This is a genomic window from Streptomyces sp. NBC_01006 (genome assembly GCF_045162725.1).
Classification (GTDB): domain Bacteria; phylum Actinomycetota; class Actinomycetes; order Streptomycetales; family Streptomycetaceae; genus Streptomyces.
Genome location: NZ_CP108700.1, coordinates 6,136,959 through 6,158,555, shown reverse-complemented (window position 1 = coordinate 6,158,555; position 21,597 = coordinate 6,136,959). Strand labels below are relative to the sequence as shown.

At 72.5% G+C, this 21,597-nt stretch carries 22 protein-coding genes; 7 read left to right on the top strand and 15 right to left on the bottom strand.

The window, feature by feature from the left end:
• Nucleotides 1–149: 149 nt before the first annotated feature.
• The 3 genes from OG509_RS28195 to OG509_RS28185 are packed head-to-tail and all read right to left on the bottom strand — an operon-like array spanning nt 150 to nt 2,051.
• Entirely contained in the window at nt 150–929 is a 780-nt protein-coding gene (locus tag OG509_RS28195) for a DUF3710 domain-containing protein (RefSeq protein ID WP_030154354.1), read from the bottom strand.
• Between the two features lies 1 nt (nt 930).
• Complete coding sequence (gene dut / locus OG509_RS28190; RefSeq protein ID WP_030859505.1) at nt 931–1,467, bottom strand: dUTP diphosphatase; 537 nt, start codon at nt 1,465–1,467, stop codon at nt 931–933.
• Nucleotides 1,467–2,051 (bottom strand): PaaI family thioesterase, encoded by a 585-nt coding sequence (locus tag OG509_RS28185; protein ID WP_030154350.1) that lies wholly within the window; start codon nt 2,049–2,051, stop codon nt 1,467–1,469. The genes dut and OG509_RS28185 overlap by 1 nt, the downstream gene beginning before the upstream one ends.
• A gap of 58 nt (nt 2,052–2,109) precedes the next feature.
• On the opposite strand from OG509_RS28185, the gene OG509_RS28180 reads away from it, so the two are divergent.
• On the top strand, nt 2,110–2,565 hold the full coding sequence (locus tag OG509_RS28180) for a DUF3093 domain-containing protein (RefSeq protein ID WP_385582292.1): 456 nt from the start codon (nt 2,110–2,112) through the stop codon (nt 2,563–2,565).
• Between the two features lie 32 nt (nt 2,566–2,597).
• Here the strand turns inward: OG509_RS28180 and OG509_RS28175 are convergent, their stop codons facing one another.
• The 4 genes from OG509_RS28175 to OG509_RS28160 form a co-directional block, all read right to left on the bottom strand.
• Nucleotides 2,598–3,518 carry a hypothetical protein gene (locus tag OG509_RS28175; RefSeq protein ID WP_406185310.1) on the bottom strand — a complete coding sequence of 307 codons (921 nt, stop codon included), beginning with the start codon at nt 3,516–3,518 and terminating at the stop codon, nt 2,598–2,600.
• 12 nt (nt 3,519–3,530) lie between these two features.
• The gene (locus OG509_RS28170; RefSeq protein WP_030154344.1) at nt 3,531–3,827 is read right to left on the bottom strand and encodes a DUF4193 domain-containing protein; all 297 of its coding nucleotides are present in this window, start codon (nt 3,825–3,827) and stop codon (nt 3,531–3,533) included.
• A 383-nt stretch (nt 3,828–4,210) separates the two neighbouring features.
• Complete coding sequence (locus tag OG509_RS28165) at nt 4,211–5,455, bottom strand: sensor histidine kinase (protein ID WP_406185309.1); 1,245 nt, start codon at nt 5,453–5,455, stop codon at nt 4,211–4,213.
• Nucleotides 5,456–5,460: 5 nt separating this feature from the next.
• Nucleotides 5,461–6,114 (bottom strand): response regulator transcription factor, encoded by a 654-nt coding sequence (locus tag OG509_RS28160; protein ID WP_030154340.1) that lies wholly within the window; start codon nt 6,112–6,114, stop codon nt 5,461–5,463.
• A 244-nt stretch (nt 6,115–6,358) separates the two neighbouring features.
• Between OG509_RS28160 and OG509_RS28155 the strand changes: the two genes are divergently transcribed.
• A complete protein-coding gene (locus OG509_RS28155) occupies nt 6,359–6,532 on the top strand; it encodes a hypothetical protein (protein ID WP_199809186.1) in 174 nt (57 codons plus the stop codon).
• A 90-nt stretch (nt 6,533–6,622) separates the two neighbouring features.
• Here OG509_RS28155 and OG509_RS28150 read toward each other — a convergent pair whose 3' ends face one another.
• Together OG509_RS28150 and OG509_RS28145 are read right to left on the bottom strand one after the other, a co-directional pair.
• Nucleotides 6,623–7,426 (bottom strand): inositol monophosphatase family protein, encoded by an 804-nt coding sequence (locus OG509_RS28150; protein WP_406185307.1) that lies wholly within the window; start codon nt 7,424–7,426, stop codon nt 6,623–6,625.
• A gap of 12 nt (nt 7,427–7,438) precedes the next feature.
• Nucleotides 7,439–8,608 (bottom strand): ferrochelatase, encoded by a 1,170-nt coding sequence (locus OG509_RS28145; RefSeq protein WP_406185306.1) that lies wholly within the window; start codon nt 8,606–8,608, stop codon nt 7,439–7,441.
• Nucleotides 8,609–8,829: 221 nt separating this feature from the next.
• Here OG509_RS28145 and OG509_RS28140 point away from each other — a divergent pair, with 221 nt between their 5' ends.
• Nucleotides 8,830–10,086 carry an MFS transporter gene (locus OG509_RS28140; RefSeq protein ID WP_406185305.1) on the top strand — a complete coding sequence of 419 codons (1,257 nt, stop codon included), beginning with the start codon at nt 8,830–8,832 and terminating at the stop codon, nt 10,084–10,086.
• Complete coding sequence (locus OG509_RS28135) at nt 10,037–11,374, top strand: D-arabinono-1,4-lactone oxidase (protein WP_406185304.1); 1,338 nt, start codon at nt 10,037–10,039, stop codon at nt 11,372–11,374. Before OG509_RS28140 ends, OG509_RS28135 begins: the two co-directional genes overlap by 50 nt.
• 7 nt (nt 11,375–11,381) lie before the next feature.
• On the opposite strand, the gene OG509_RS28130 is transcribed toward OG509_RS28135, so the two are convergent.
• A complete protein-coding gene (locus OG509_RS28130) occupies nt 11,382–12,209 on the bottom strand; it encodes a hypothetical protein (protein ID WP_406185303.1) in 828 nt (275 codons plus the stop codon).
• Nucleotides 12,210–12,746: 537 nt separating this feature from the next.
• On the opposite strand from OG509_RS28130, the gene sepH reads away from it, so the two are divergent.
• Complete coding sequence (sepH, locus tag OG509_RS28125) at nt 12,747–13,775, top strand: septation protein SepH (protein WP_406185302.1); 1,029 nt, start codon at nt 12,747–12,749, stop codon at nt 13,773–13,775.
• Between the two features lie 53 nt (nt 13,776–13,828).
• Here sepH and OG509_RS28120 read toward each other — a convergent pair whose 3' ends face one another.
• A complete protein-coding gene (locus tag OG509_RS28120; protein WP_406185301.1) occupies nt 13,829–14,683 on the bottom strand; it encodes a sulfurtransferase in 855 nt (284 codons plus the stop codon).
• Nucleotides 14,684–14,858: 175 nt separating this feature from the next.
• Between OG509_RS28120 and OG509_RS28115 the strand changes: the two genes are divergently transcribed.
• The gene (locus tag OG509_RS28115; RefSeq protein WP_406185299.1) at nt 14,859–15,656 is read left to right on the top strand and encodes a VOC family protein; all 798 of its coding nucleotides are present in this window, start codon (nt 14,859–14,861) and stop codon (nt 15,654–15,656) included.
• A 12-nt stretch (nt 15,657–15,668) separates the two neighbouring features.
• On the opposite strand, the gene OG509_RS28110 is transcribed toward OG509_RS28115, so the two are convergent.
• From OG509_RS28110 to OG509_RS28095, 4 genes are all read right to left on the bottom strand, one after another.
• Complete coding sequence (locus OG509_RS28110) at nt 15,669–16,319, bottom strand: thymidine kinase (protein WP_385585036.1); 651 nt, start codon at nt 16,317–16,319, stop codon at nt 15,669–15,671.
• A 63-nt stretch (nt 16,320–16,382) separates the two neighbouring features.
• A complete protein-coding gene (locus OG509_RS28105) occupies nt 16,383–17,585 on the bottom strand; it encodes an alkaline phosphatase family protein (protein ID WP_406185298.1) in 1,203 nt (400 codons plus the stop codon).
• A complete protein-coding gene (locus OG509_RS28100; RefSeq protein WP_030154328.1) occupies nt 17,585–18,181 on the bottom strand; it encodes a DUF5998 family protein in 597 nt (198 codons plus the stop codon). The genes OG509_RS28105 and OG509_RS28100 overlap by 1 nt, the downstream gene beginning before the upstream one ends.
• A 73-nt stretch (nt 18,182–18,254) precedes the next feature.
• Nucleotides 18,255–21,041: a GNAT family N-acetyltransferase gene (locus tag OG509_RS28095; RefSeq protein ID WP_406185297.1), complete on the bottom strand. Its 2,787-nt coding sequence runs from the start codon at nt 21,039–21,041 to the stop codon at nt 18,255–18,257.
• A gap of 184 nt (nt 21,042–21,225) precedes the next feature.
• On the opposite strand from OG509_RS28095, the gene OG509_RS28090 reads away from it, so the two are divergent.
• Entirely contained in the window at nt 21,226–21,507 is a 282-nt protein-coding gene (locus tag OG509_RS28090; protein ID WP_030859537.1) for an HPr family phosphocarrier protein, read from the top strand.
• Nucleotides 21,508–21,597 lie beyond the last annotated feature (90 nt).

The window sequence follows — 21,597 nt, the reverse complement described above, 5'->3', positions numbered from 1 at the left end:
GCACTTTCGGGGCCCGTCCGCCCATCCCTGACGGATCCCTGACACCCGGGACCGGCACCCCGCGGGTACGACAGCGGGCCGTACCCCGAAGGAGTACGGCCCGCGGCCGAAAACAGTCGCCTGACAGGCGTCGCCGGGGATCCGCCGGGTCAGCGGACCTCGGTGATCGTCGGACCCTGCTCCAGCTGGCCCATGCCGCCGGAGAAGCGGGAGCCCTCCTGGTCCTCGGTCTGCACGCCGTCCGGCACCATCTGGGCGTCGTTCGGCAGCTTCAGCACGATCGGGTCGCGCGGAGCCATCGGGCCGTCGCCGCGCACGATGACGGTCTCGCGGAAGATCTGCTCCAGCACGCCCGCCGACTCGGGGCGCACCGCGCCCTGGCCGGAGATGACGCCGCGCAGGAACCAGCGCGGGCCGTCGACGCCGACGAAGCGCACCAGCTGAGCGCCGGTCTGGCCGTCGGGCATCGGTACGGGCACCTGGGCGCGCAGCTCCCAGCCCAGCGGACCCTCGACCTCGTCGATGATGCCGCCCTGCTGGGTGATGCCCGTGGCGATCTCGTCGCGGACCTCGCCCCAGATGCCTTCCTTCTTGGGCGCCGCGAAGGCCTGCAGCTGTACGGCGCTGTCGCCGAGGACGACCGTCGCGGCGACGATCGCGTCACCGGCGACCTCGACGCGCAGCTCCATGCCCTCGACACCCGGTACGAGAATGCCGCCCAGGTCGACGCGACCCTCCTCGGGTGCACCGGGCACCTCGGAGACGTCCCAGGGGCCGTCGGGCCGCGGGGCCGGCGGCAGATTCACCCTGCGGGGCGCGGAGTCGAGCTCCTCGCCGCCGTCCTGCTCATCGGCAGCCACGCCGTCCACGACCTGCTCGGCCGCGCCGCCGTCCTTGGCGGAGTCGTTCTTCTTGCGACGTCCGAACACGTCACTGTCCTTCCCGGTCGGATACGACCGAAGCGTAGCCATTCCCACCCTGCTGACCAGCGCCGGATCCGGCCACGGCCGCATGACCGCCGGTGGAGCCGAAACCCCCCTCGGCCCGCGCCGAGCCGGGAAGTTCCGCCACCTCGTGGAAGCGCACCTTCTCGACCCTCTGGACAACCAGCTGGGCAATGCGGTCGAAGCGCTCGAACCGGACGCTCTCGCGCGGGTCGAGATTGACCACGATCACCTTGATCTCCCCACGGTACCCGGCATCCACCGTCCCCGGGGCATTCACGAGCGCGAGCCCGCAGCGGGCGGCCAGGCCGGAGCGCGGGTGCACGAACGCCGCGTACCCGTCGGGCAGGGCGATGGATACCCCCGTGGGCAGTACGGTGCGCTCGCCGGGCTCCAGCACGGCCGCCTCGGTGGTCACCAGGTCGCAGCCGGCGTCGCCGGGGTGGCCGTACGCGGGCAGGGGCACCTCGGGGTCGACACGCTTGATGAGCACGTCGACCGGGGCGTGGTTGTTCTCAGACATCAGGGGTTCACCTCGAAGGCGCGTGTGCGCCTGACCTGGTCCGGGTCGGACATAGCCGCCCGGATCTCCTCGGGCCGACCGTTGTCGATGAAGTGATCGACCTTCACCTCGATGAAGAGCGCGTCCGCGCGCACGGCGACCGGCCCCTCGGGCCCGCCTATCCGGCCGACCGCGGTGGAGTAGATCTTGCGCCCGGCGACGGCGGTCACCTCGGCCTCCAGGTACAGCACGGTGCCCACGGGCACGGGCCGCACGAAGTCGGTCTCCAGCCGTCCCGTCACCGCGATGACCCGCAGCAGCCAGTTCAGGGAGCCCAGCGTCTCGTCGAGCGCGGTGGCGAGCACGCCGCCGTGGGCGAGGCCGGGGGCACCCTGGTGCGCGGGCTTGACGGTGAACTCGGCGCTGACGCGGACGCCCTCCCCGGCACGGGCCTCCAGGTGGAGTCCGTGGGGCTGGCCCTCGCCGCAGCCGAAGCAGTGCCCGTAGTGCGCACCGAGCAGCTCTCCGGGTGCCGGGGCGTCGGGGTGCCGGACCGGTGCGGCGGCATCGGCCGGGGGCGTCAACGCTGTGTTTCGTCCACTCACAGGCGCAGACCTTACCCGCGCCGCTACCCGCCGGTCGCCTCGTGGCAGGCTTGGCGCTATGCAGCTCTCTCCCGCGCACCACGACGAACGTCTGACCGCCCCCCGCTCCTGGTGGGCCATCGCCGTACTCATCGGGCTGGCCTGCGCGCTGATGCTGCTGCCGCTGGGCACGCTGCCGCTGCTGGCCGGGCTGGTCGGGGGCACCGCGCTGGCGGGGCTGCTGGTGAGTTCGTACGGCTCCGCGCGCGTGCGCGTGGTCAACGGTGCGCTGGCGGCCGGTGAGGCACGGATCCCGGTGGCGGCCCTGGGCGAGCCCGAGGTGCTGGACCCGGAGGAGGCGCGCGCCTGGCGCACGTACAAGGCGGACACGCGCGCCTTCATGCTCCTGCGCAGCTACGTCCCGACGGCGGTGCGCATCCCGATCACCGACCCCGAGGACCCGACTCCGTACGCGTACGTCTCCACCCGCGAGCCGCAGGCTCTGGTCTCGGCGATCCGGGCGGCCAAGGGCTGATCGTCCGCGCTCCGCGGGCGCCGGGCCGGGTGTCAGGCCGGGGGCCAGTCGCCGGGCTGGGCTTCGAGGGCCTCCCTGATGGCCTCGGGAAGGGGCTGGGAGGGCTGCTCAAGGGGCGGGAGCTGCGGCAGTGAGTCCCAGGCCACGGCCTGGCTCCGCAGGTCGGCACGGACCTTCTCGGCGAGTTTGAGGGTGTCGCGGCGGTTCATGACCGCCCCGACGGTGGCGCCCACCATGAACGGCAGCAGGTTCGGCAGGTTGCGGAACGTCCGCTTCACGATCTGTTGGCGCAGTTCGCGCTTCATCTGACCGCCGAGCGCGATGTTCAGCGTCGTCGGCTTGGTCAGGTCCACCCCGCGCTCCTCCGTCCACGCGGTCAGGTAGGCGAGGCTGCGTTCCCTGAGGTTCCCGGCCGGCCGCTGGCCGTACACCTCGTGGAGCTCCGCGACGAGCTTCAGCTCGATGGCGGCGACCCCGGTGATCTCCGCGGCCAGTTCGGCGGGGATCGCGGGCGGCACCGGCAGCATGGCCGCGGCTCCGATGCCCGCGCCCACCGTGGAGGTGCCGTACGCGGCGCCCGCGATCAGCTTGTCGGCAAGCTGATCGGGACCGAGGCCCGGGAACTGCGCGCGCAGGGTCGCGAGGTCCCGAACCGGAACGCGCGGTGCGTTCTCGATGATGCGGTCCGCGACGTGCTGGACGGCGGCCCTGACATGTTCGCCGCCCTTGCGCACACCGCTCTTGACGGCCTGCAGCCGACGAGCCCCGGACCTGCGCCGGGCTCCCTCGCCGGACTCTGCTGCCGACGGCACCGCCGCGGCGGTGCCGGACGACACGGCAGGTACGCCGGAGGCTGCTGGGCCCGTTTCCGGGCCCGTGGCCGCCTCTTGCGCCTCCACCGGATCACCAGCTTTTCGGAAGCGCCGCTTCCGAAACGGTGTCGAGCCGGTCACGGCCGACGCCTCTCAGTCGCAGTCGCGGCAGATCGGCTGACCGTTCTTCTCGCGTGCCAGCTGGCTGCGGTGGTGCACCAGGAAGCAGCTCATGCAGGTGAACTCATCGGCCTGCTTGGGCAGCACCCGAACGGCCAGTTCCTCGTTGGAGAGGTCTGCGCCGGGGAGCTCCATGCCCTCCGCCGCGTCGAAGTCGTCGACGTCGACGCTGGAAGACGACTTCTCGTTGCGTCGGGCCTTCAGCTCTTCAATGCTGTCGTTGTCGACGTCGTCGTCGGTCTTGCGTGGGGTGTCGTAGTCCGTTGCCATTGTTCGCTCTCCCCCTCTGGGATTTAGCGGTGTCTCAGCGCACGTAACGCGCGAGAGGCCGGACTTGTGCCCGACCTGAGGCGGAGATTTTGCCTCACATCAAGGTCTGTTACTCAATCGACACCCAGCCGCACACCTGAAGGAGCGATTGGCTGGGATGACGACCGGGACCGTACACGGTCCGGGGGCCGTCTTGCACAAACGCCACCCCGTGTATTTCCCGCCGTTCGAGGGGCGGGAAACCCGGACTTCCCGGGCTTTCCGACCCCCTTTGGGGTCACCGAACGCACATGACCCAACACTCGACAATGTGATCGATCACACAGGCGCCACTCTCTCCACCCCCTCATCATTCAGCCAAGAGCGAACAAGCGGTCGGGGACTCACAGGGGCAAAGTGACACGCATCACGAGGCCACCGCCCTCGCGCGGCGTCGCCGAGATCCGCCCGCCGTGCGCACGGGCCACAGAGCGCGCGATCGACAGACCGAGCCCCACACCCTTGTCACTGCCCGTGCGCTCCGTACGCAGCCGCCTGAAGGGCTCGAAGAGGTTGTCCACCTCGTACGCGGGAACCACGGGACCCGTGTTCGAAACCACGAGGATCGCCTGGCCGTGCTGGGACTCGGTGGTGACCTCCACCCAGCCGTCCTCCGGCACGTTGTACCGGACGGCGTTCTGCACCAGGTTGAGCGCGATCCGCTCCAGCAGGACGCCGTTGCCCTGGACCACGGCCAGTGCCCGCTCGCCGCGGATCTCCACGCCCTTCGCCGCGGCCTCCCCGCGCGCCTGGTCGATGGCGCGCGAGGCGACCTCCGCCAGGTCCACGGGTTTGCGCTCGACTATCTGGTTGTCGCTGCGGGCCAGCAGCAACAGGCCCTCGACCAGCTGCTCGCTGCGTTCGTTGGTGGCCAGCAGCGTCTTGCCCAGCTGCTGGAGCTCCACCGGCGCACCCGGGTCCGACAGGTGCACCTCCAGCAGCGTCCGGTTGATCGCCAGCGGTGTGCGCAGCTCGTGCGAGGCGTTCGCGACGAACCGCTGCTGGGCGGTGAAGGCCCGCTCCAGCCGGTCGAGCATCTCGTCGAAGGTGTCGGCGAGCTCCTTGAGCTCGTCCTCCGGCCCGTCCAGCTCGATCCGCCGGGTCAGGTCGGAGCCGACCACCCGGCGGGCGGTCCGGGTGATCTTGCCCAGCGGCGAGAGCACCCGGCCGGCCATCGCGTAGCCGAAGGCGAAGGCGATGATGCTGAGACCGAGCAGGGCCATCAGCGACCGGCTGAGCAGGTCGTCCAGCGCGTGCCGGCGCTGCTCCAGGATGCAGGTGTTGATCACGTCGTTGAACTGCTCGTACTTCTGGCCCTTGCCGACCACACCCGGGCAGGTGCTGGTGACCTGGATGTCCGTGCCACCCACGATCTTGAAGGGCAGTCCGTTGCCCTCGCGCAGGGCCTGGGCCGCCAGCAGGTAGATGATCGACAGCAGCAGGATGCCGGCGATCAGGAACATCCCGCCGTACAGCAGCGTGAGGCGTATGCGGATGGTCGGCCGCAGCCAAGGGAAGGGACCCTCGGGCTGGCCGGGGTCCCAGGTCGGTCTCGGCGGCACCGTTGGCGGTGCCGGGGTCGCCGCCACCCGCGTCAGATCCGGTAGCCGGAGCCAGGCACGGTCACGATGACCGGCGGCTCCCCCAGCTTGCGCCGCAGGGTCATGACCGTCACCCGCACCACGTTCGTGAACGGGTCGGTGTTCTCGTCCCATGCCTTCTCCAGCAGCTGCTCGGCGGAGACGACGGTCCCCTCGCTCCGCATGAGAACCTCCAGCACTGCGAACTCCTTGGGCGCCAGCTGCACCTCCCTGCCCTCACGGAACACCTCGCGCCGGTTCGGATCCAGCTTGATCCCGGCCCGCTCCAGTACGGGGGGCAGGGCGACGGTGGTACGCCGCCCCAGGGCGCGCACGCGGGCGGTCAGCTCGCTGAACGCGAAGGGCTTGGGCAGGTAGTCGTCCGCACCCAGCTCCAGGCCTTCCACCCGGTCGCTCACATCACCGGACGCCGTCAGCATCAGCACGCGGGTGGGCATGCCGAGCTCGACGATCTTCCGGCAGACGTCGTCACCGTGCACGAGGGGGAGGTCCCGGTCGAGCACGACCACGTCGTAGTCGTTCACCCCGACGCGCTCCAGGGCCGCGGCGCCGTCGTACACGACGTCCACGGCCATGGCCTCCCGGCGCAGCCCGGTGGCCACCGCATCGGCGAGCAGCTGCTCGTCCTCGACGACGAGTACGCGCACGTCGTTTCCTTCCATCGAGCCCTGAGGGCACACGTGTATTGCGTCGTCCATCCTGCCCGTTTCAGCCGTAAACCGGCTGTAAGGCGCCCCTCCACGGCCCGCGAGGGCCGGAAGTGAGGATTCCCTCGCCTCCCGAGGTTTCTGGGCCCAGGGTGCCGGGGAGGACGACAGCACACCCCAACCACTCCCTGACGGCGGACTGCCACGTGCCGCCGCCGACCCACGAAGAGGGGGCGAACCCACCATGGACGCATTCACCGCGGGTCTCCTGCAGCGCATCCGGGCCACGCAGTCGGACCTTGAGCAGGCCCGTGAGACGGGCGACGACTTCCTCGTGGAAGTGGAGCAGGCGGAACTGGAAGATCTCCAGCGCCTCGCCGCCGAACACGGCGTACCGGTCTCCGTCTCCGCCTGCTGACAACCTCCAGTCCAGCCAGAACCCCGGCGGCCGCAGTGCGGGCGCCGGGGTTCCCTCATGCCGGGGCTCCCGTGTCCAGGGGCGCAGTCGTCAGTCGTGCCAGGCCCCGGCCTCCTCCAGCAGCGGCTGGAGCGAGGAGAACACCGCCGGCGTGGCGGCCAGCGCCAGCTCCCCCGAGGCCGGCTGCCCGGGCCGCCCGCCCGTGAGCGCCCCGGCCTCCCGGGCGATCAGCTCGCCCGCGGCCAGGTCCCAGGGGTTCAGCCCGCGCTCGTAGTACGCGTCCAGCCGCCCGGCGGCCACGTCGCTGAGGTCCAGCGCCGCCGAGCCGCCCCGCCGGATGTCCCGTACCCGGGGGATCACCCGCCGGGCCACCTCCGCCTGCTGCTCCTTGCGCGCCTGGAGGTAGGCGAACCCGGTCCCGACCAGCGCCTGGTCCAGCGGGGCCGCCGCCCGGCAGGCGAGGCGGACCCCGCCCAGCCAGGCCCCGCCCCCGCGTACCGCGTGGTACGTCTCGCGCCGCATCGGCGCCGCCACGACCCCGACCACGGTCGTGCCCTCGTACTCGGCGGCGATCGACACGCTCCAGCTCGGCAGCCCGTACAGGTAGTTGACGGTGCCGTCCAGCGGGTCCACGACCCACCGCACCCCGCTGGTCCCGGGGACGTCCGCGCCCTCCTCGCCCAACAGCCCGTCCTCGGGCCGCCGCCGCGCGAGGATCCCGGTGATCAGCTTCTCCGCCGCGATGTCCATCTCGGTCACCACGTCGATCGGGCTGCTCTTCGTCGCCGCCACCGCGAGATCGGCCGGCCGGCCGTCCCGCAGCAGCTCCCCGGCCTGCCGGGCGACGTCCAGCCCCACGTCCAGCAGTTCGGCCTTCAGCTCTTCGGAGATCACGCTCGCCCTTTCCTAGGCGTACGGGCTGTCGACACCCGCGGCCGCCGGCCGGGGCCCGCGCGCCGGGCAGCAGCCCACCGCGCACAGATCGTGGCCGGGCCCGAGCAGCCCCAGCGCGCACCGCTGCACCGGCTCGCCCCGCTCCGCGGCGGCGCGCTCCAGCACCAGCTCCCGGACCGCGGCCGCGAACCGCGGGTCGGCCCCGACGGTCGCCGACCGGGCGATCGGCAGCCCGAGCTCGGCGGCCTTCGCCGTGGCCTCCGTGTCGAGGTCGTACAGGACCTCCATGTGGTCCGAGACGAACCCGATCGGCACCATCACCACCGCCGGCGCCCCGGCCTCGTGCAGCGCCTCCAGGTGGTCGCAGATGTCCGGCTCCAGCCACGGGATGTGCGCGGCGCCGCTGCGCGACTGGTAGACGAGCTCCCAGGGCAGCTCGGTGCCCGTCTCGGCCCGGACCGCGTCCGCGATCACCTGCGCGACGTCCAGGTGCTGCCTGACGTACGCCCCGCCCCCGCCGCCGGGGGTGTGCTCCTCGACCGGGCCGGAGGTGTCGGCGGCCGCGGTGGGGATCGAATGGGTGGTGAAGGCCAGGTGCGCGCCGGCGCGCACCTCCTGCGGCAGCGTCTCCAGCGCGGCGAGCACCCCGTCGATCATCGGCTGCACGAATCCGGGGTGGTTGAAGTAGTGCCGCAGCTTGTCGACCTTCGGCAGCTCGGCGACGCCCTCCTCCACCAGCGCCGCCAGCGCGTCCGCGAGGTTCTCGCGGTACTGCCGGCAGCCCGAGTACGAGGCGTACGCGCTGGTCGCGAGCACCGCGATGCGGCGGCGCCCGTCGGCGGCCATCTCCCGCATCACGTCGGTGAGGTACGGGGCCCAGTTCCGGTTGCCCCAGTAGACGGGCAGGTCCAGCCCGTGCTCGGCGAAGTCCTTGCGCAGGGCGTCCAGCAGCTCGCGGTTCTGCCCGTTGATCGGGCTGACCCCGCCGAAGCCGAAGTAGTGCTGCCCGACCTCCTTGAGCCGCTCGCGCGGGATGCCGCGCCCGCGCGTGACGTTCTCCAGGAACGGCACGACGTCGTCGGGCCCTTCGGGACCGCCGAAGGAGAGCAGCAGGAGGGCGTCGTACGGGGCGGCGAGGCCTTCGGCCGGGGACGAGGCGGCGGCGCGGAGCTGGTCTGACATGGTTCGAATCCTGCCACCCGGCGTCCGCGCCCGGGAACCGGCCCGGCGGCGCGACCGGGCCGCGACACGAGTAAGGTAACCCTAAGTTCCCGGCCCTCGATCCCGATCCCGGGTCCGGGTCCTGGTCCCGGTCCGGGCCCTGGTCCGGATTCTCCCCGTGCGGGTGCCTTGTCGGCGGTCGTAACCTGTATGGGCCAATGACGTCCCTTACGGAGGGCACCTTGCCCAGTCCCTACCGCGCGATATTCGCGGCCCCCGGCACCCTGGGGTTCAGCGCCGCAGGCCTCATAGGCCGCCTGCCCATATCCATGGTCGGCGTCGGCATCCTGACGATGATCTCCGAGATCACCGGCCGCTACGCCATGGCGAGCGCCCTCACCGGCACCCTCGCCCTGGCCGCCGCGTTCATCGGCCCCCAGGTGTCCCGCCTGGTGGACCAGTACGGGCAGCGGCGGGTGCTGCGGCCCGCCACCCTCATCTGCGTGGCCTCGGTCGCCGTCCTGCTGGCGGCCGCCGCCAACGGGTGGCCGGACTGGACCCTCTTCGTCTGCGCGGCCGTGGCGGGCTGCGTTCCGAGCGTCGGCTCGATGGTCCGCGCCCGGTGGACCGTGATCTACCGGGACTCCCCGCGCGAACTGCACACCGCGTACTCCTTCGAGTCCGTCGTGGACGAGGTCTGCTTCATCTTCGGCCCGATCATCGCCATCGGCCTGTCCACCACCTGGTTCCCCGAGGCCGGCCCGCTGATCGCCGCCCTCTGCCTGCTCGTCGGGGTCTGGCTGCTCACCGCGCAGCGCTCCACCGAGCCCGAGCCGCACCCGCGCGAGCAGCACGGGGACCGCACCTCGGCCCTGCGCTCCCCCGGACTCCAGGTGCTGACGGCGACCTTCGTGGCGACCGGCGCGATCTTCGGCTCCATCGACGTGTCCACGCTGGCCTTCGCCGAGGAGCAGGGCCACAAGTCCGCGGCGAGCCTCGTCCTGGCCGTCTGGGCGTTCGGATCCTGCCTCGCGGGCATCGTCTTCGGCCTTCTCCACCTCAAGGGCAAGAGCGAACGCCGTTGGGTACTGGGCGTATGTGCGATGGCCGTGAGTATGATCCCCCTCCTACTGGCCGGGAACCTTCCGTTTCTGGCCGTGGCGCTCTTCGTCTCGGGCCTCGCCATCGCTCCCACGATGATCACCACGATGGCCCTGATCGAGGCGCACGTACCACGCGCGAAGCTGACCGAGGGCATGACCTGGATCAGCACCGGCCTCGCGGTCGGCGTCGCGGTCGGCTCGTCGGTGACCGGACTGGTCATCGACGCGTCCGGGGCGCGCAGCGGGTACGTCGTCTCCATCTCGTCGGGAGTGGCCGCGGCGGCGGTTGCGTTCGCGGGATACCGCCGGCTGGCGAAGCCGGCGCAAGGGGAGGAGCCAGCAACCGATGGGGACGGCGACAGCAAGGCAGCACAGCAGGGCGACCGCGTGGCATAACTGGGCGGGCAACGTCACGGCCACGCCCGCCCGCGTCGTGACCCCGGCCTCGGTCGGGGAGCTTCAGGAGGCGGTGCGCCGGGCCGCCGAGGACGGGCTGAAGGTGAAGGCGGTCGGCACCGGCCACTCCTTCACCGCGGCCGCCGCGACCGACGGGGTGCTCATACGTCCGCAGGCGCTGGCCGGGATCCGGGAGATCGACCGGACCGCCGGCACCGTGACGGTGGCCGCCGGCACGGTGCTCAGGGACCTGAACGTGGCCCTGGCCCGGGAGGGCCTCTCGCTCACCAACATGGGCGACATCATGGAGCAGACCGTCTCCGGCGCCACCAGCACCGGAACCCACGGCACCGGCCGGGACTCGGCCTCCATCGCCGCCCAGATCCGCGGCCTGGAGCTGGTCACGGCGGACGGCCGGCTGCTGAACTGCTCCGAGAAGGGAGACGACGAGGAACGCGCCGTCTTCGCGGCCGCCCGCATCGGCATCGGCGCCCTGGGCATCGTCACCGCGATCACCCTCGCCGTGGAGCCGGTCTTCTTCCTGACCGCCCGTGAGGAGCCCATGGGCTTCGACCGGGTGACCGCCGAGTTCGAGCAGCACTTCGCGGAGAACGAGCACTTCGAGTTCTACTGGTTCCCGCACACCGGCAACTGCAACACCAAGCGCAACAACCGAAGCCAGGGCCCCGCCGCCCCGCCCGGAGCCGTGAGCGCCTGGGTCGAGGACGAACTGCTGTCCAACGGCGTCTTCCAGGCCGTCAACTCCCTCGGCCGCGCCGTCCCGGCGGCCATCCCCTCCATCGCCCGGATCGCCAGCCGCGCCCTGTCCGCGCGCACCTACACGGACATCCCGTACAAGGTGTTCACCAGCCCGCGCCGGGTGCGGTTCGTGGAGATGGAGTACGCCCTCCCGCGCGAGCGGGTGGTCGAGGCGCTGCGGGAGCTCAAGTCGATGGTCGACCGCTCCGGGCTGCGCATCAGCTTCCCGGTGGAGGTGCGGACGGCTCCGGCGGACGACATCGCGCTGTCGACGGCCTCGGGGCGCGAGACGGCGTACATCGCGGTGCACATGTACAGGGGCACGCCGTACCAGGCCTACTTCACGGCCGCCGAGCGGATCTTCACCGCGCACGGCGGGCGGCCGCACTGGGGCAAGGTGCACACGCGGGACGCGGAGTACTTCGCCGGCGTCTACCCGCGCTTCGGCGAGTTCACCGCGCTGCGGGACCGGCTGGACCCGGACCGGCTGTTCGGCAACGACTACCTGCGCCGGGTCCTGGGCGAGTAGCCCCGGCTCAGGGAGCCTGCTGCTGCCCCTTGGCGCTCGGGGTCGGCGTGGGTGTGGGCGTCGGGGTCGGGGTGGGCGTGGGCGTTCGGCTCGGCGTCGGCGGGCTCGGACTCGGCGCCGGGCCGCCGGAGTCGGAGGGGTCCGGGGACGACGGGTCGGGGCTCGGACTCGGGCTCGGGCCCCGGCCACCGTGCGGAGCCGAAGGGCTCGGGGAGGCACCGGACTCCGGGGTCGCCCCGCCCTTCCCGCCGGTGCCGGGCGTCTTGCCCGGGTCGGCCGGCTGCTCGTCGCCCACCTTGCGCGTACCGCCGGACCAGATGGTTCCGCCGCCCTGGCTGATCGCCGTGCCGGAGAAGGCCTCGTACGCCCCGAGGCCGCCGAGCGCGATGGCGAAGGCCGCGCCCGAGGCCACCGCGGTCCGCTTCCAGCCCCGTACGCGGGTGCCGTGGACGGTGGCCGCGCCGAACTCCTCGGGGGGCGGGACCGCACGGAGCAGCAGGGTGCCGTCGGGCGCTTTCTCCCCGCCGGGCAGCGGGACCTGACGGGCCCTGGGGCGGGCGCTCTCGCGCAGCTGGTCGCCGGTGCGCTTGAAGAGGTGCTGGATGACGGGGCCGCCCGCGGTGGCGACCACGCTGACCACGCCGGCGCCGAGGATGGTCCCGTAGACGCCCAGCTTCGAGGCGAGCAGGGCCGCGGCGACGGTGGCGAGGGAGGAGCCCGCGATCTGGGCCACGCTCAGATCGAGCTTCTTCGCTACGCCTTCCGCGCCTTCTGCCCCGCCCGCCCCGTCCGTGACGGAGCTCGGTTCGACCTCGGGCGTGGCCTTCTGACCCATCCTCATCCCCTGTGTGTTCTGCCTCTCGCGACGCCTCGCGCTTCACCGCTCTCAGCAGTTACTGACCGTTGAGCGAAACGGATAGTTCCGTTTCTGGGGATTCTGTGAAGCAAGACACGCGAAATCGGGCGCGGGCGCAGGTCCCGCCCGATTCGGGGCAGCCCAACTCCCGCCGCCCACGACAACTTCGGCGGCGCGGCGGTCCACCCAGGTGGCCCGAATGGAGTACTGTGGCGAGCCCTGGGGCCGTCCTTCCTTACGGATGTCCGGACTCGGGAGAGGGGGCCGACTGATGGAGAAACGGCACTCGAGACCGGTGATGCCGCGGAATTGCACGCTTTCCTGATGCGCACAGTAACCTCTCGGTCACTGTGTGTGCCCAACAGGTAACCGTGCCATAACGGCGATCAAGGGCGCATGCCCGACACGCCGGTTGAACTCGGCAAGGTTGTGGCAGGCTGCACCCGGGCAGGCCACACTCGACTAGCGGAAGCAGCGACGCACGTGACGTCGGCAGGCACCACCCGGGAGGTCCCCATGCCCGAACTGCGTGTCGTGGCCGTCTCAAATGACGGCACACGACTGGTGCTCAAGGCTGCGGACAGCACGGAGTACACGCTTCCGATCGACGAGCGGCTGCGGGCTGCCGTGCGCAACGACCGCGCGCGCCTGAACCAGATCGAGATCGAGGTGGAGAGCCACCTCCGCCCCCGTGACATCCAGGCCCGTATACGGGCCGGCGCCTCCGCTGAGGAGGTCGCTCAACTCGCCGGCATCCCCGTCGACCGCGTACGCCGCTTCGAGGGCCCGGTGCTGGCCGAGCGCGCGTTCATGGCGGAGCGCGCCCGCAAGACACCCGTACGCCGCCCCGGAGAGAACACCGGACCCCAGCTCGGCGAGGCCGTGCAGGAGCGGCTGACGCTGCGCGGCGCCGAGAAGGAGTCCGTGCAGTGGGACTCCTGGCGCCGCGACGACGGCACCTGGGAGGTCCTGCTGGTCTACCGGGTCGCGGGCGAACCGCACTCGGCCAGTTGGACGTACGACCCGCCGCGCCGGCTGGTCGTGGCCGTGGACGACGAGGCCCGCTCGCTGATCGGCGAGGCGGACGACCTGCCGGCGACGCCGGAGCCGAGCTTCCCGTTCGTGCCGAGGATCGCGCGGCTGCCGCGGGACCGGCCGCTGGACCGGGCACTGGACCGCCAGTTGGAGCGAACGGCCAGCAACGCGGCGCCCGCGCCGGAGCCGGAGGAGGAACGGGACACCCTGACGAGCCTGTTGGAGGCCGTACCGAGCTTCCGCGGCGACCTGGTGGTCCCGGAACGCCCCGAGCCCCCGGAGGAGGAGGAGCCGGAGGCGGAGGAGCCCCCGGCGGCCTCGGCGAGCGCCGGAGCCGGAGCCGCATACGCGGACGTCCTGATGCCGCGCACGGTGGCGGGTCACCGCGACCGCCTGACGGGCACCACGGACCGCCAGGCGGAGGCCGACGGCGTCCGGCCGGGCCGCCGCGCGGCGGTCCCGAGCTGGGACGAGATCGTCTTCGGCACCCGCCGCAAGAAACAGGAATAGCCCGGGCGGCGGCTCCCGCCCGGGCCGCAGGGCCGGCCCGGGCGCGGCCCCCGCTACTGCGGGTCCGGGCCCGTGGCCACGGGCCGGGCCGGGTCCGCGGACCATTCCGACCAGCTGCCCGCGTACAGGGCGGCCGGAATCCCCGCCACCGCCAGCGCGAGCACCTCGTGCGCCCCCGAGACCCCCGAACCGCAGTACACCCCGACCGGCGCCCCGCCCGAGGCACCCAGCCCGGCGAACCGTGCCCGCAGCGCCTGCGCCGCGAGGAACTTCCCGTCCGCGCCCACGTTCTCCGTCGTCGGCGCCGACACCGCTCCCGGAATGTGCCCGCCGACCGGGTCGATCGGCTCGATCTCTCCCCGGTACCGCTCCCCCGCCCGTGCGTCCAGCAGGATCCCGCTGCGCGCGAGCGCCGCCGCGGCGTCCGCGTCCAGCAGCCCCAGCGCCCCCGCGTTTGGCTTGAAATCGCCCTCCGTAACGGTGACGGCGTCGGCCGTCACCGGCCCGCCCGCCGCCGTCCACGCGGCCAGTCCCCCGTCCAGCACCCGTACGTCCGTGTGACCCGTCCAGCGCAACAGCCACCAGGCGCGTGCCGCGGCCCAGCCGAGACCCCCGTCGTACACGACCACCGGCGCGTCCGCCGAGACCCCGGCGCGGCGCATCACCGCCCCGAACTCCTCCGGCTGCGGCAGCGGGTGGCGCCCGCCCGCTCCCGGCGGACCTGCCAGTTCGCGGTCGAGGTCCACGTACACCGCCCCCGGCAGGTGGCCGGCCTCGTACGCGGAGCGCAGGTTCGGACCGCCCAGCTGCCAGCGGACGTCGAGCAGCGCCGGCGGCCGGGAACCGGCCAGATCGTCCATCAGTTCGGCGGCGGAAATGATCACAGGGGGCGCAGAGTTCGCAGTCATGCGGTCCATCTTCCTCCCCGCTCCACAGCCCGTTTAACAAGCCCGACATCGACAGGCCGCATCGATTCGGTCATCTCTCCCCGCGTCGGCGAAACCCGGCCGGTCGAGGCGCGCCGGACCCGCGGTAGTGGAAGCATCTGGTCCGACATGAGCGACGACGGAGGAGACGGCTGACATGACAGAGGAACCGGAAGAAACGCGGCGCCCGCCCGGCACGCCGTGCTGGTCGAGCCTGATGGTGCACGGCCTCGGGACCACCGAGGCCTTCTACACCGACCTGTTCCGCTGGGAGTACGAGCCCGGCCCACAGCCCTTCGGCCCGTACGTCCGCGCCCTGCTCGACGGCCAGGAGGTGGCCGGCATCGGCGAGATGCCGCCGGACCGGCATCTTCCGGTCGCCTGGACCACGTACTTCGCCACCGACGACGCGGACTCGACGGCCGAGACGATCCGCTCCTGCGGCGGCACGGTCGCGGTGGGCCCGCTGGACGCGGGCGGCGAGGGGCGGGTGGCGATCTGCTCCGACCCGCTGGGGGCGATCTTCGGGATCTGGCAGGCCGAGGAGCACATCGGGACCCGGGTGTCCGGCGTCCCCGGCACCCCGGTCTGGGCCGAGCTGGTCACACAGGACACGTCGACCGTCGGCAAGTTCTACGAGCACGTCTTCGGCCACGAGGCCGAGACGCACGCCACGGCCACCTCCGACTTCGACTACGTGACGCTGTTGCTGGACGGACGCCCGGTCGCCGCCGTGCACGGGGTCGGGCGCTCGCTCCCGCACGACCGGGGCCCGCACTGGATGACGTACTTCGAGGTGGAGGACGCCGACACGGCCGCGGCCCGGGTCCACCGGCTGGGCGGGCGCGTCATCCAGCCACCCCGCGAGGGGCTGACCGGCAGGGTGTCCACGGTCACCGACCCGGAGGGCGCGGTGTTCACGCTGGTGGAGTCGCGGCCCGCGAACGGCCGCTGACCCCCGGGGCGCTCAGCCGTGGTTGACCGGGAGGACGTCCGGGGAGAGCGCGCCGGCGTGGGCCGCGGCGCTCGTCATGCGGCGGCGGTGGTGGCGGCGGCACAGCACCTCGTAACCGACCTCCTCCGACGACCGGTTGACGTCACCGACGACGACCTGCTCGCCCTCCACGACCATCTCCCCGCCCACCGTGCGGGCGTTGTGGGTGGCGCGGGCGCCGCACCAGCACATCGCCTCCACCTGGAGGGTCTCGATCCGGTCCGCCAGCTCGATCAGGCGCTGCGAGCCGGGGAAGAGCTTGGTGCGGAAGTCCGTGGTGATGCCGAAGGCGAAGACGTCCAGGTCCAGGTCGTCCACGACGCGCGCCAGCTGGTCGATCTGGTCGGGGTCGAGGAACTGCGCCTCGTCCACGATGACGTAGTCGACCTTGGCGCCCTTCGACATCTGGCCCACCAGGTACCCGTACAGGTCCATGCCCGGGCGTGCCTCGACGGCCTCGGTCACGAGGCCGAGGCGCGAGGAGAGCTTGCCCTCGCCCGCGCGGTCGTCGCGCGTGAAGATCACGCCCTGCAGGCCGCGGGCCGACCGGTTGTGGCCGATCTGGAGCGCCAACGTACTCTTCCCGCAGTCCATCGTGCCGGAGAAAAACACCAATTCAGGCATGGAAGGAGCGGGACCTTTCGGGTCGTGGTCAGCGGGAGGGGTGTACGGGCGGGTCGGGCTGTCTCAGGTGCGGATTTCGAGCAGCGGGACCAGTTGCTCGGCCGCCGTCATGGAGCCGTGCATTCCGGCGAGCGCCGATTCGTTGGGCTCGTTGACGGACGCGGTGATCGCGGCATCGGTGTACGCGGCGGCGATCACGTCGCCGATCCGGCCGAGCACGCGCTCGTCGCACTCCCCCGGCGGCCCGAACCAGCCCAGTTCCAGGGCCTCTTCGCGGCTCGCGATCCAGAACCGGTCGCCCAGTACCTCGCGCCACACGGTCAGGACGTCGGCCTCGGCGCCCGGGACGGCGTACACGTGCCGGGCCCGGCCCTCGCCGCCGAGCAGGGCCACGCCCGCGCCCAGCTCCCAGTCCTCGTCGTAGTCGATCCGCGAGTCCTCGTCGAACGGGACGTCCACCATGCCGTGGTCGGCGGTCACGTACAGCGCGGTGCGCGGCGGGAGTTGTTCGGCGAGCCGCTGCACCAGCCGGTCGACGTACATCAGCTGGCCGCGCCAGGCGTCGGAGTTCACGCCGTGCCGGTGGCCGGCCCCGTCGAGCTCGCTGTAGTACGTGTACACCAGCGAGCGGTCGCCGGCCGCGAGCCGCTCGGCCGCGAGGTCCATCCGCTCCTCGCCGGTCATCCGGCCGAGGAAGGTGCCGCCGCTCAGCGCGACCTTGGTGAGCGGGGTGGTCTGGAAGGCGGGCGAGGACACCTGCGCCGTCGCCACCCCCGCCTTGTCGGCCTGCTGGAAGACGGTCGGGTACGGCTGCCAGGGCTTCGGCGGGGTCCAGGGGTGCCAGCGGAGCTGGTTCATCAGCTCGCCGGTGGCCGGGTTGCGCACGGTGTAGCCGGGCAGGCCGTGCCGGGCGGGCGGCAGGCCGGTGCCGACGGAGGCCAGCGAGGTGGCGGTGGTCGCCGGGAAGCCCGCCGTGATCGGGCGGCCGGTGCCGCCGCGCGAGCTGCCGAGGAGGGAGGTCAGGTACGGGGCCTCGTCGGGGTGGGCCTTGATCTGCTCCCAGCCCATGCCGTCCACCAGGAACACACAGTTCCGGTCGGCCGGCGTGAGCTCGGGGATCGCGGCGGTGAACCCGGGGACGCCCTGGCCTGCCACGAGGGTCGGCAGCAGGTCGGCGAGCGAGCCGGTGCCGTACTCCGGGACGGGGGCGCCGGTGAGGTCCAGCAGCTCCGGCTCGTCCCAGTTCGACGGTGCGGAGTAGGACATCAGCGGGCGGAGGCGGAGGTCGCCGCGGTCGCTTCGGAGAGTGCCTGCGCGAAGACGAGGGTCTGGCGGACCGCCTCCGGGCCGTCGCCGGCCTCGCTGACGCGCAGGCTGAGGTCGTCGGCGGTGGAGTTGCCGGTGTAGCCGTGGTCGGAGTCGCAGTTCGGGTCGCCGCAGGCGGCGGGCTCCAGGTCGATCCGGGAGACCGCGCCCCAGCCGATGGTCAGGACGACCTCGCGGGGCAGGGTGCCTGGCGTGTACGACTCGGGGTTGGCGACGACGCGGCTGAGCACCACGGAGGAGATCGCGCCGATCTTGACGGACTCGGTGGAGGTGGTCGCGTACGGGGACGGCGACCCGGCGTCGGCGGCCTGCTCGTCGGTGTGGCTCACGATGAAGCGGTTGCCGGTCAGGACCAGGACGGTGACGTGCCGGCGCACCTCGTTGGAGTCGAAGGTCGTCTCCTGGTGGACCAGGTACGACGAGACCGGCTCGCCGCCCACCGCGGCCTCCACGGCCTCGGCCACGAGGGCCGGGTAGTAGCCGCTGCGCTCGATCGCCGTGCGCAGCCCCTGGGTCGTCGTACCGGATTTCGCCATGAGGTCCATCCTAAGGCCCGTACGGGGCACCCCGGGCGCCCAAGGACTCGTCTTCCCGAGGTTGCCGGGCCGGTCAGTAGCTGGGGAGCGTCCGGGGACCGAGATCGGTGCGGGCCGGCGGGTGAGCAACGCGGACGGCGGCGCTGAGCACGGACAGGCCCTCGGTGGCGACGACGACGGGTTCGAGCGTGACGCCCACCACTTCGGGGTGGTCGTCGACGAGCCGGGACAGCCGCAGCAGGAGCTCTTCGAGAGCGGGGGTGTCGACGGGGTCGCTGCCGCGCCAGCCGAAGAGGAGGGGTGCGGTCCGGATGGATCGGATCAGCCCGGCGGCGTCCCGGTCGGTGGCGGGGACGAGGCGGTGGGCGGTGTCGCCGAGCAGCTCGGAGGCGACGCCGGCGAGCCCGAAGGAGAGGACGGCGCCCGCGGCGGGGTCGATCACGGACCGCACGACGGTGTCGACCCCGCGGGGCACCATGGCCTGGACGACGGGGAGCAGCTCGTCGGGGGTGCCGAGGAGGTCGGTGAGCTCCTCGTACGAGCGGCGCAGGTCGGCCTCGCCTCCGAGGTCGAGGCGTACGCCGCCGAGGTCGGCGCGGTGGCGCAGGTGCGGGGCGGTGGTCTTGAGGGCGACCGGGTAGCCCAGGCTCCGGGCGGCCCGGACCGCGGCGTCGGCGCTGGGCGCCGGCAGGGTGGGGAGCACCCGGATCCCGTAGTGGGCGAGCAGTGCGGCGGCGTCGGGCTCGGTGAGGGTGAGCACGCCGTCGCCCACGTCGGCCAGGAGCTCGGCGAGCCGGGCGGCGGCCGCGGCCTCGTCGATGTCCTCGTACTCGGGAACCTGCCCGGCGTCGGCGTTGGCCCGCCGCCACTGCCCGTACCGGACGGCCTCGGCGACGGCCCGTACGGCCCGCTCGGCGGCCGGATACGCCGGAATCCGCAACTCCGGTCCGGCGAATCCGCCCTCGTCCTCGTCCGTGCGGCGGCGGCGGCGCGGGGGCAGCGCCCCCGTTCCCGTCGCGGGAGCCGCGCCCAGCCCCGCCGGGGACAGGGCGTCGACGAGCTCCGCCAGTTCCACGTGGACCACCGCCACCGGCTTGCCGGGATGGGCGGCCACCGCGTCCCGCAGGGCCTCGGCCAGGTCGTCCTGCGGCTCCTGCTCGTTCACCCACGGGATCACGGTGACGATCACCGCGTCGTTCTCGGCGGAGCCCAGCGCCGTGCCCAGCGCCGCCCGGAAGTCCACCGGCGTCGCCGCCGTCGTCAGGTCCTGCGGGGCCCCGGGCCGCAGCCCCTGGGCGAGGCAGGCGTCGTACGTGAGGACACCGAGCGACTCCGAGTTCCCGAGGATCGCCACGCGCGGCCCGGCCGGCAGCGGCTGCGAGGCCAGCAGCAGCCCGACGTCCACCAGCTCCGTCACCGTGTCGACCCGGATCACCCCCGCCTGCCGCAGCAGGGCCGAGACCGTGGCGTCCGGCAGCCTGGTCCCGGGGACCACGTGCCCCGCCGGGGTGTGGCGGCCGCCCCTCGCGACGACCACCGGCTTCACGGCGGCCGTCCGGCGCGCGAGCCGGGTGAACTTCCGCGGGTTGCCGAGGGTTTCGAGGTACATCAGCGCGACGTCGGTGGCCTCGTCCTCGTACCAGTACTGGAGGATGTCGTTCCCCGAGACGTCCGCCCGGTTCCCCGCCGAGACGAAGGACGACAGCCCCTCGCCCCGCCGCAGCAGTGCGGAGAGCAGCGAGATGCCGATCGCCCCGGACTGGGTGAACAGCCCGATGCGGCCCCGCATCGGGGCGGGCGCCGGGGTCAGGGAGGCGTTGAGCCCGACCTCTGGGGCGGTGTTGATCACGCCGTACGCGTTCGGCCCGATGAGCCGCATCCCGTACGAGCGCACCTGGCGCACCAGTTCGCGCTGCCGGTCGAGCCCGGCAGCGCCGCTCTCCCCGTACCCGGCGGAGAGCACCACGAGCCCCTGCACCCCGTGTTCGCCGCAGGCGGCGACGGCCTCGGGGACCCGCTCGGCGGGGACCGCGATCACGGCGAGGTCGACGGGGGCGTCGACGGCGCCGAGCGCACGGTAGGCCCGTACGCCGTCCAGCAGATCGGTGGTGGCGGCCTCGTTCACGGCGTAGAGGTGGCCGCGGAAGCCGCTGTCGCGCAGGTTGCGCAGGGCCGCCGCGCCGACGCCCCCGCCGGAGCGGCTGACTCCGATGACGGCCACGGAGCGGGGGGTCAGCAGCCGCTGCACGGAGCGTGCCTCGGCGCGCTGCTCGCGGGCGCGCTGCACGGCCAGGGACTCGGCGGTGGGTTCGAGGTCGAGGGTGAGGTGAACGGAGCCGTCCTCGAAGCTGCGCTTCTGCTCGTATCCGGCGTCCTTGAACACCTTGATCATCTTGTTGTTGGCGGGCAGCACCTCGGCCGCGAACCGGCGGATGCCCCGCTCGCGGGCGACCGCGCCGATGTGTTCGAGGAGCGCGGAGGCGACCCCGCGGCCCTGGTGGGCGTCCTGGACGAGGAAGGCGACCTCGGCCTCGTCGGCGGGGGCGGAGGCGGGTCGACCGTCGGGGCCGATCCGGTCGTAGCGGACGGTGCCGATGAACTCCTCGCCGATGGTCGCCGCGAGGCCGACCCGGTCCACGTAGTCGTGGTGGGTGAAGCGGTGCACGTCACGGGCGGAGAGCCGCGGGTAGGGCGCGAAGAAGCGGTAGTACTTCGACTCGTCGGAGACCTGCTCGTAGAAGCTGACCAGCCGGCCCGCGTCCTCCGTGGTGATCGGCCGGATCCGGGCGGTGCCGCCGTCGCGCAGGACGACGTCCGCTTCCCAGTGGGCCGGGTACGAAGGGTCCGACGCGGTGGTCATGCGGCGATCTTAAGGCCAGGACTGGCCGAATCGCCCCTGCGCGGCGCACGCGGCAGGCATGGGCAAACCAGTGCAAGCTGGGGTAGGTCGAACGGCGGTGGATCCGGGCCGAAGGTCGGTCTGAGCATGAGGGGCGTCGTGAGAGACTGGTCTAGACAACCGTAAGAACCTGAAGGGCATCACCATGGCAGAGCGCCGCGTCAACGTCGGCTGGGCCGAGGGCCTGCACGCTCGTCCCGCCTCGATCTTCGTCCGCGCGACGACCGCTTCCGGCGTCCCGGTGACCATCGCGAAGGCCGACGGGAACCCCGTCAACGCCGCGTCCATGCTCGCGGTGCTGGGCCTGGGTGCGCAGGGCGGCGAGGAGATCGTCCTGGCGTCCGACGCCGAGGGCGCCGAGGCGGCGCTGGACCGCCTCGCGAAGCTGGTCGCCGAGGGTCTCGACGAGCTCCCCGAGACCGTCTGACCCTTCGGGTTCACCCCGAGCACACGAAGAAGCCGCGGCCACCACCGGTAATCCGGTGGCCGCGGCTTCTTCGTTCTCCCGGAGCCGGGT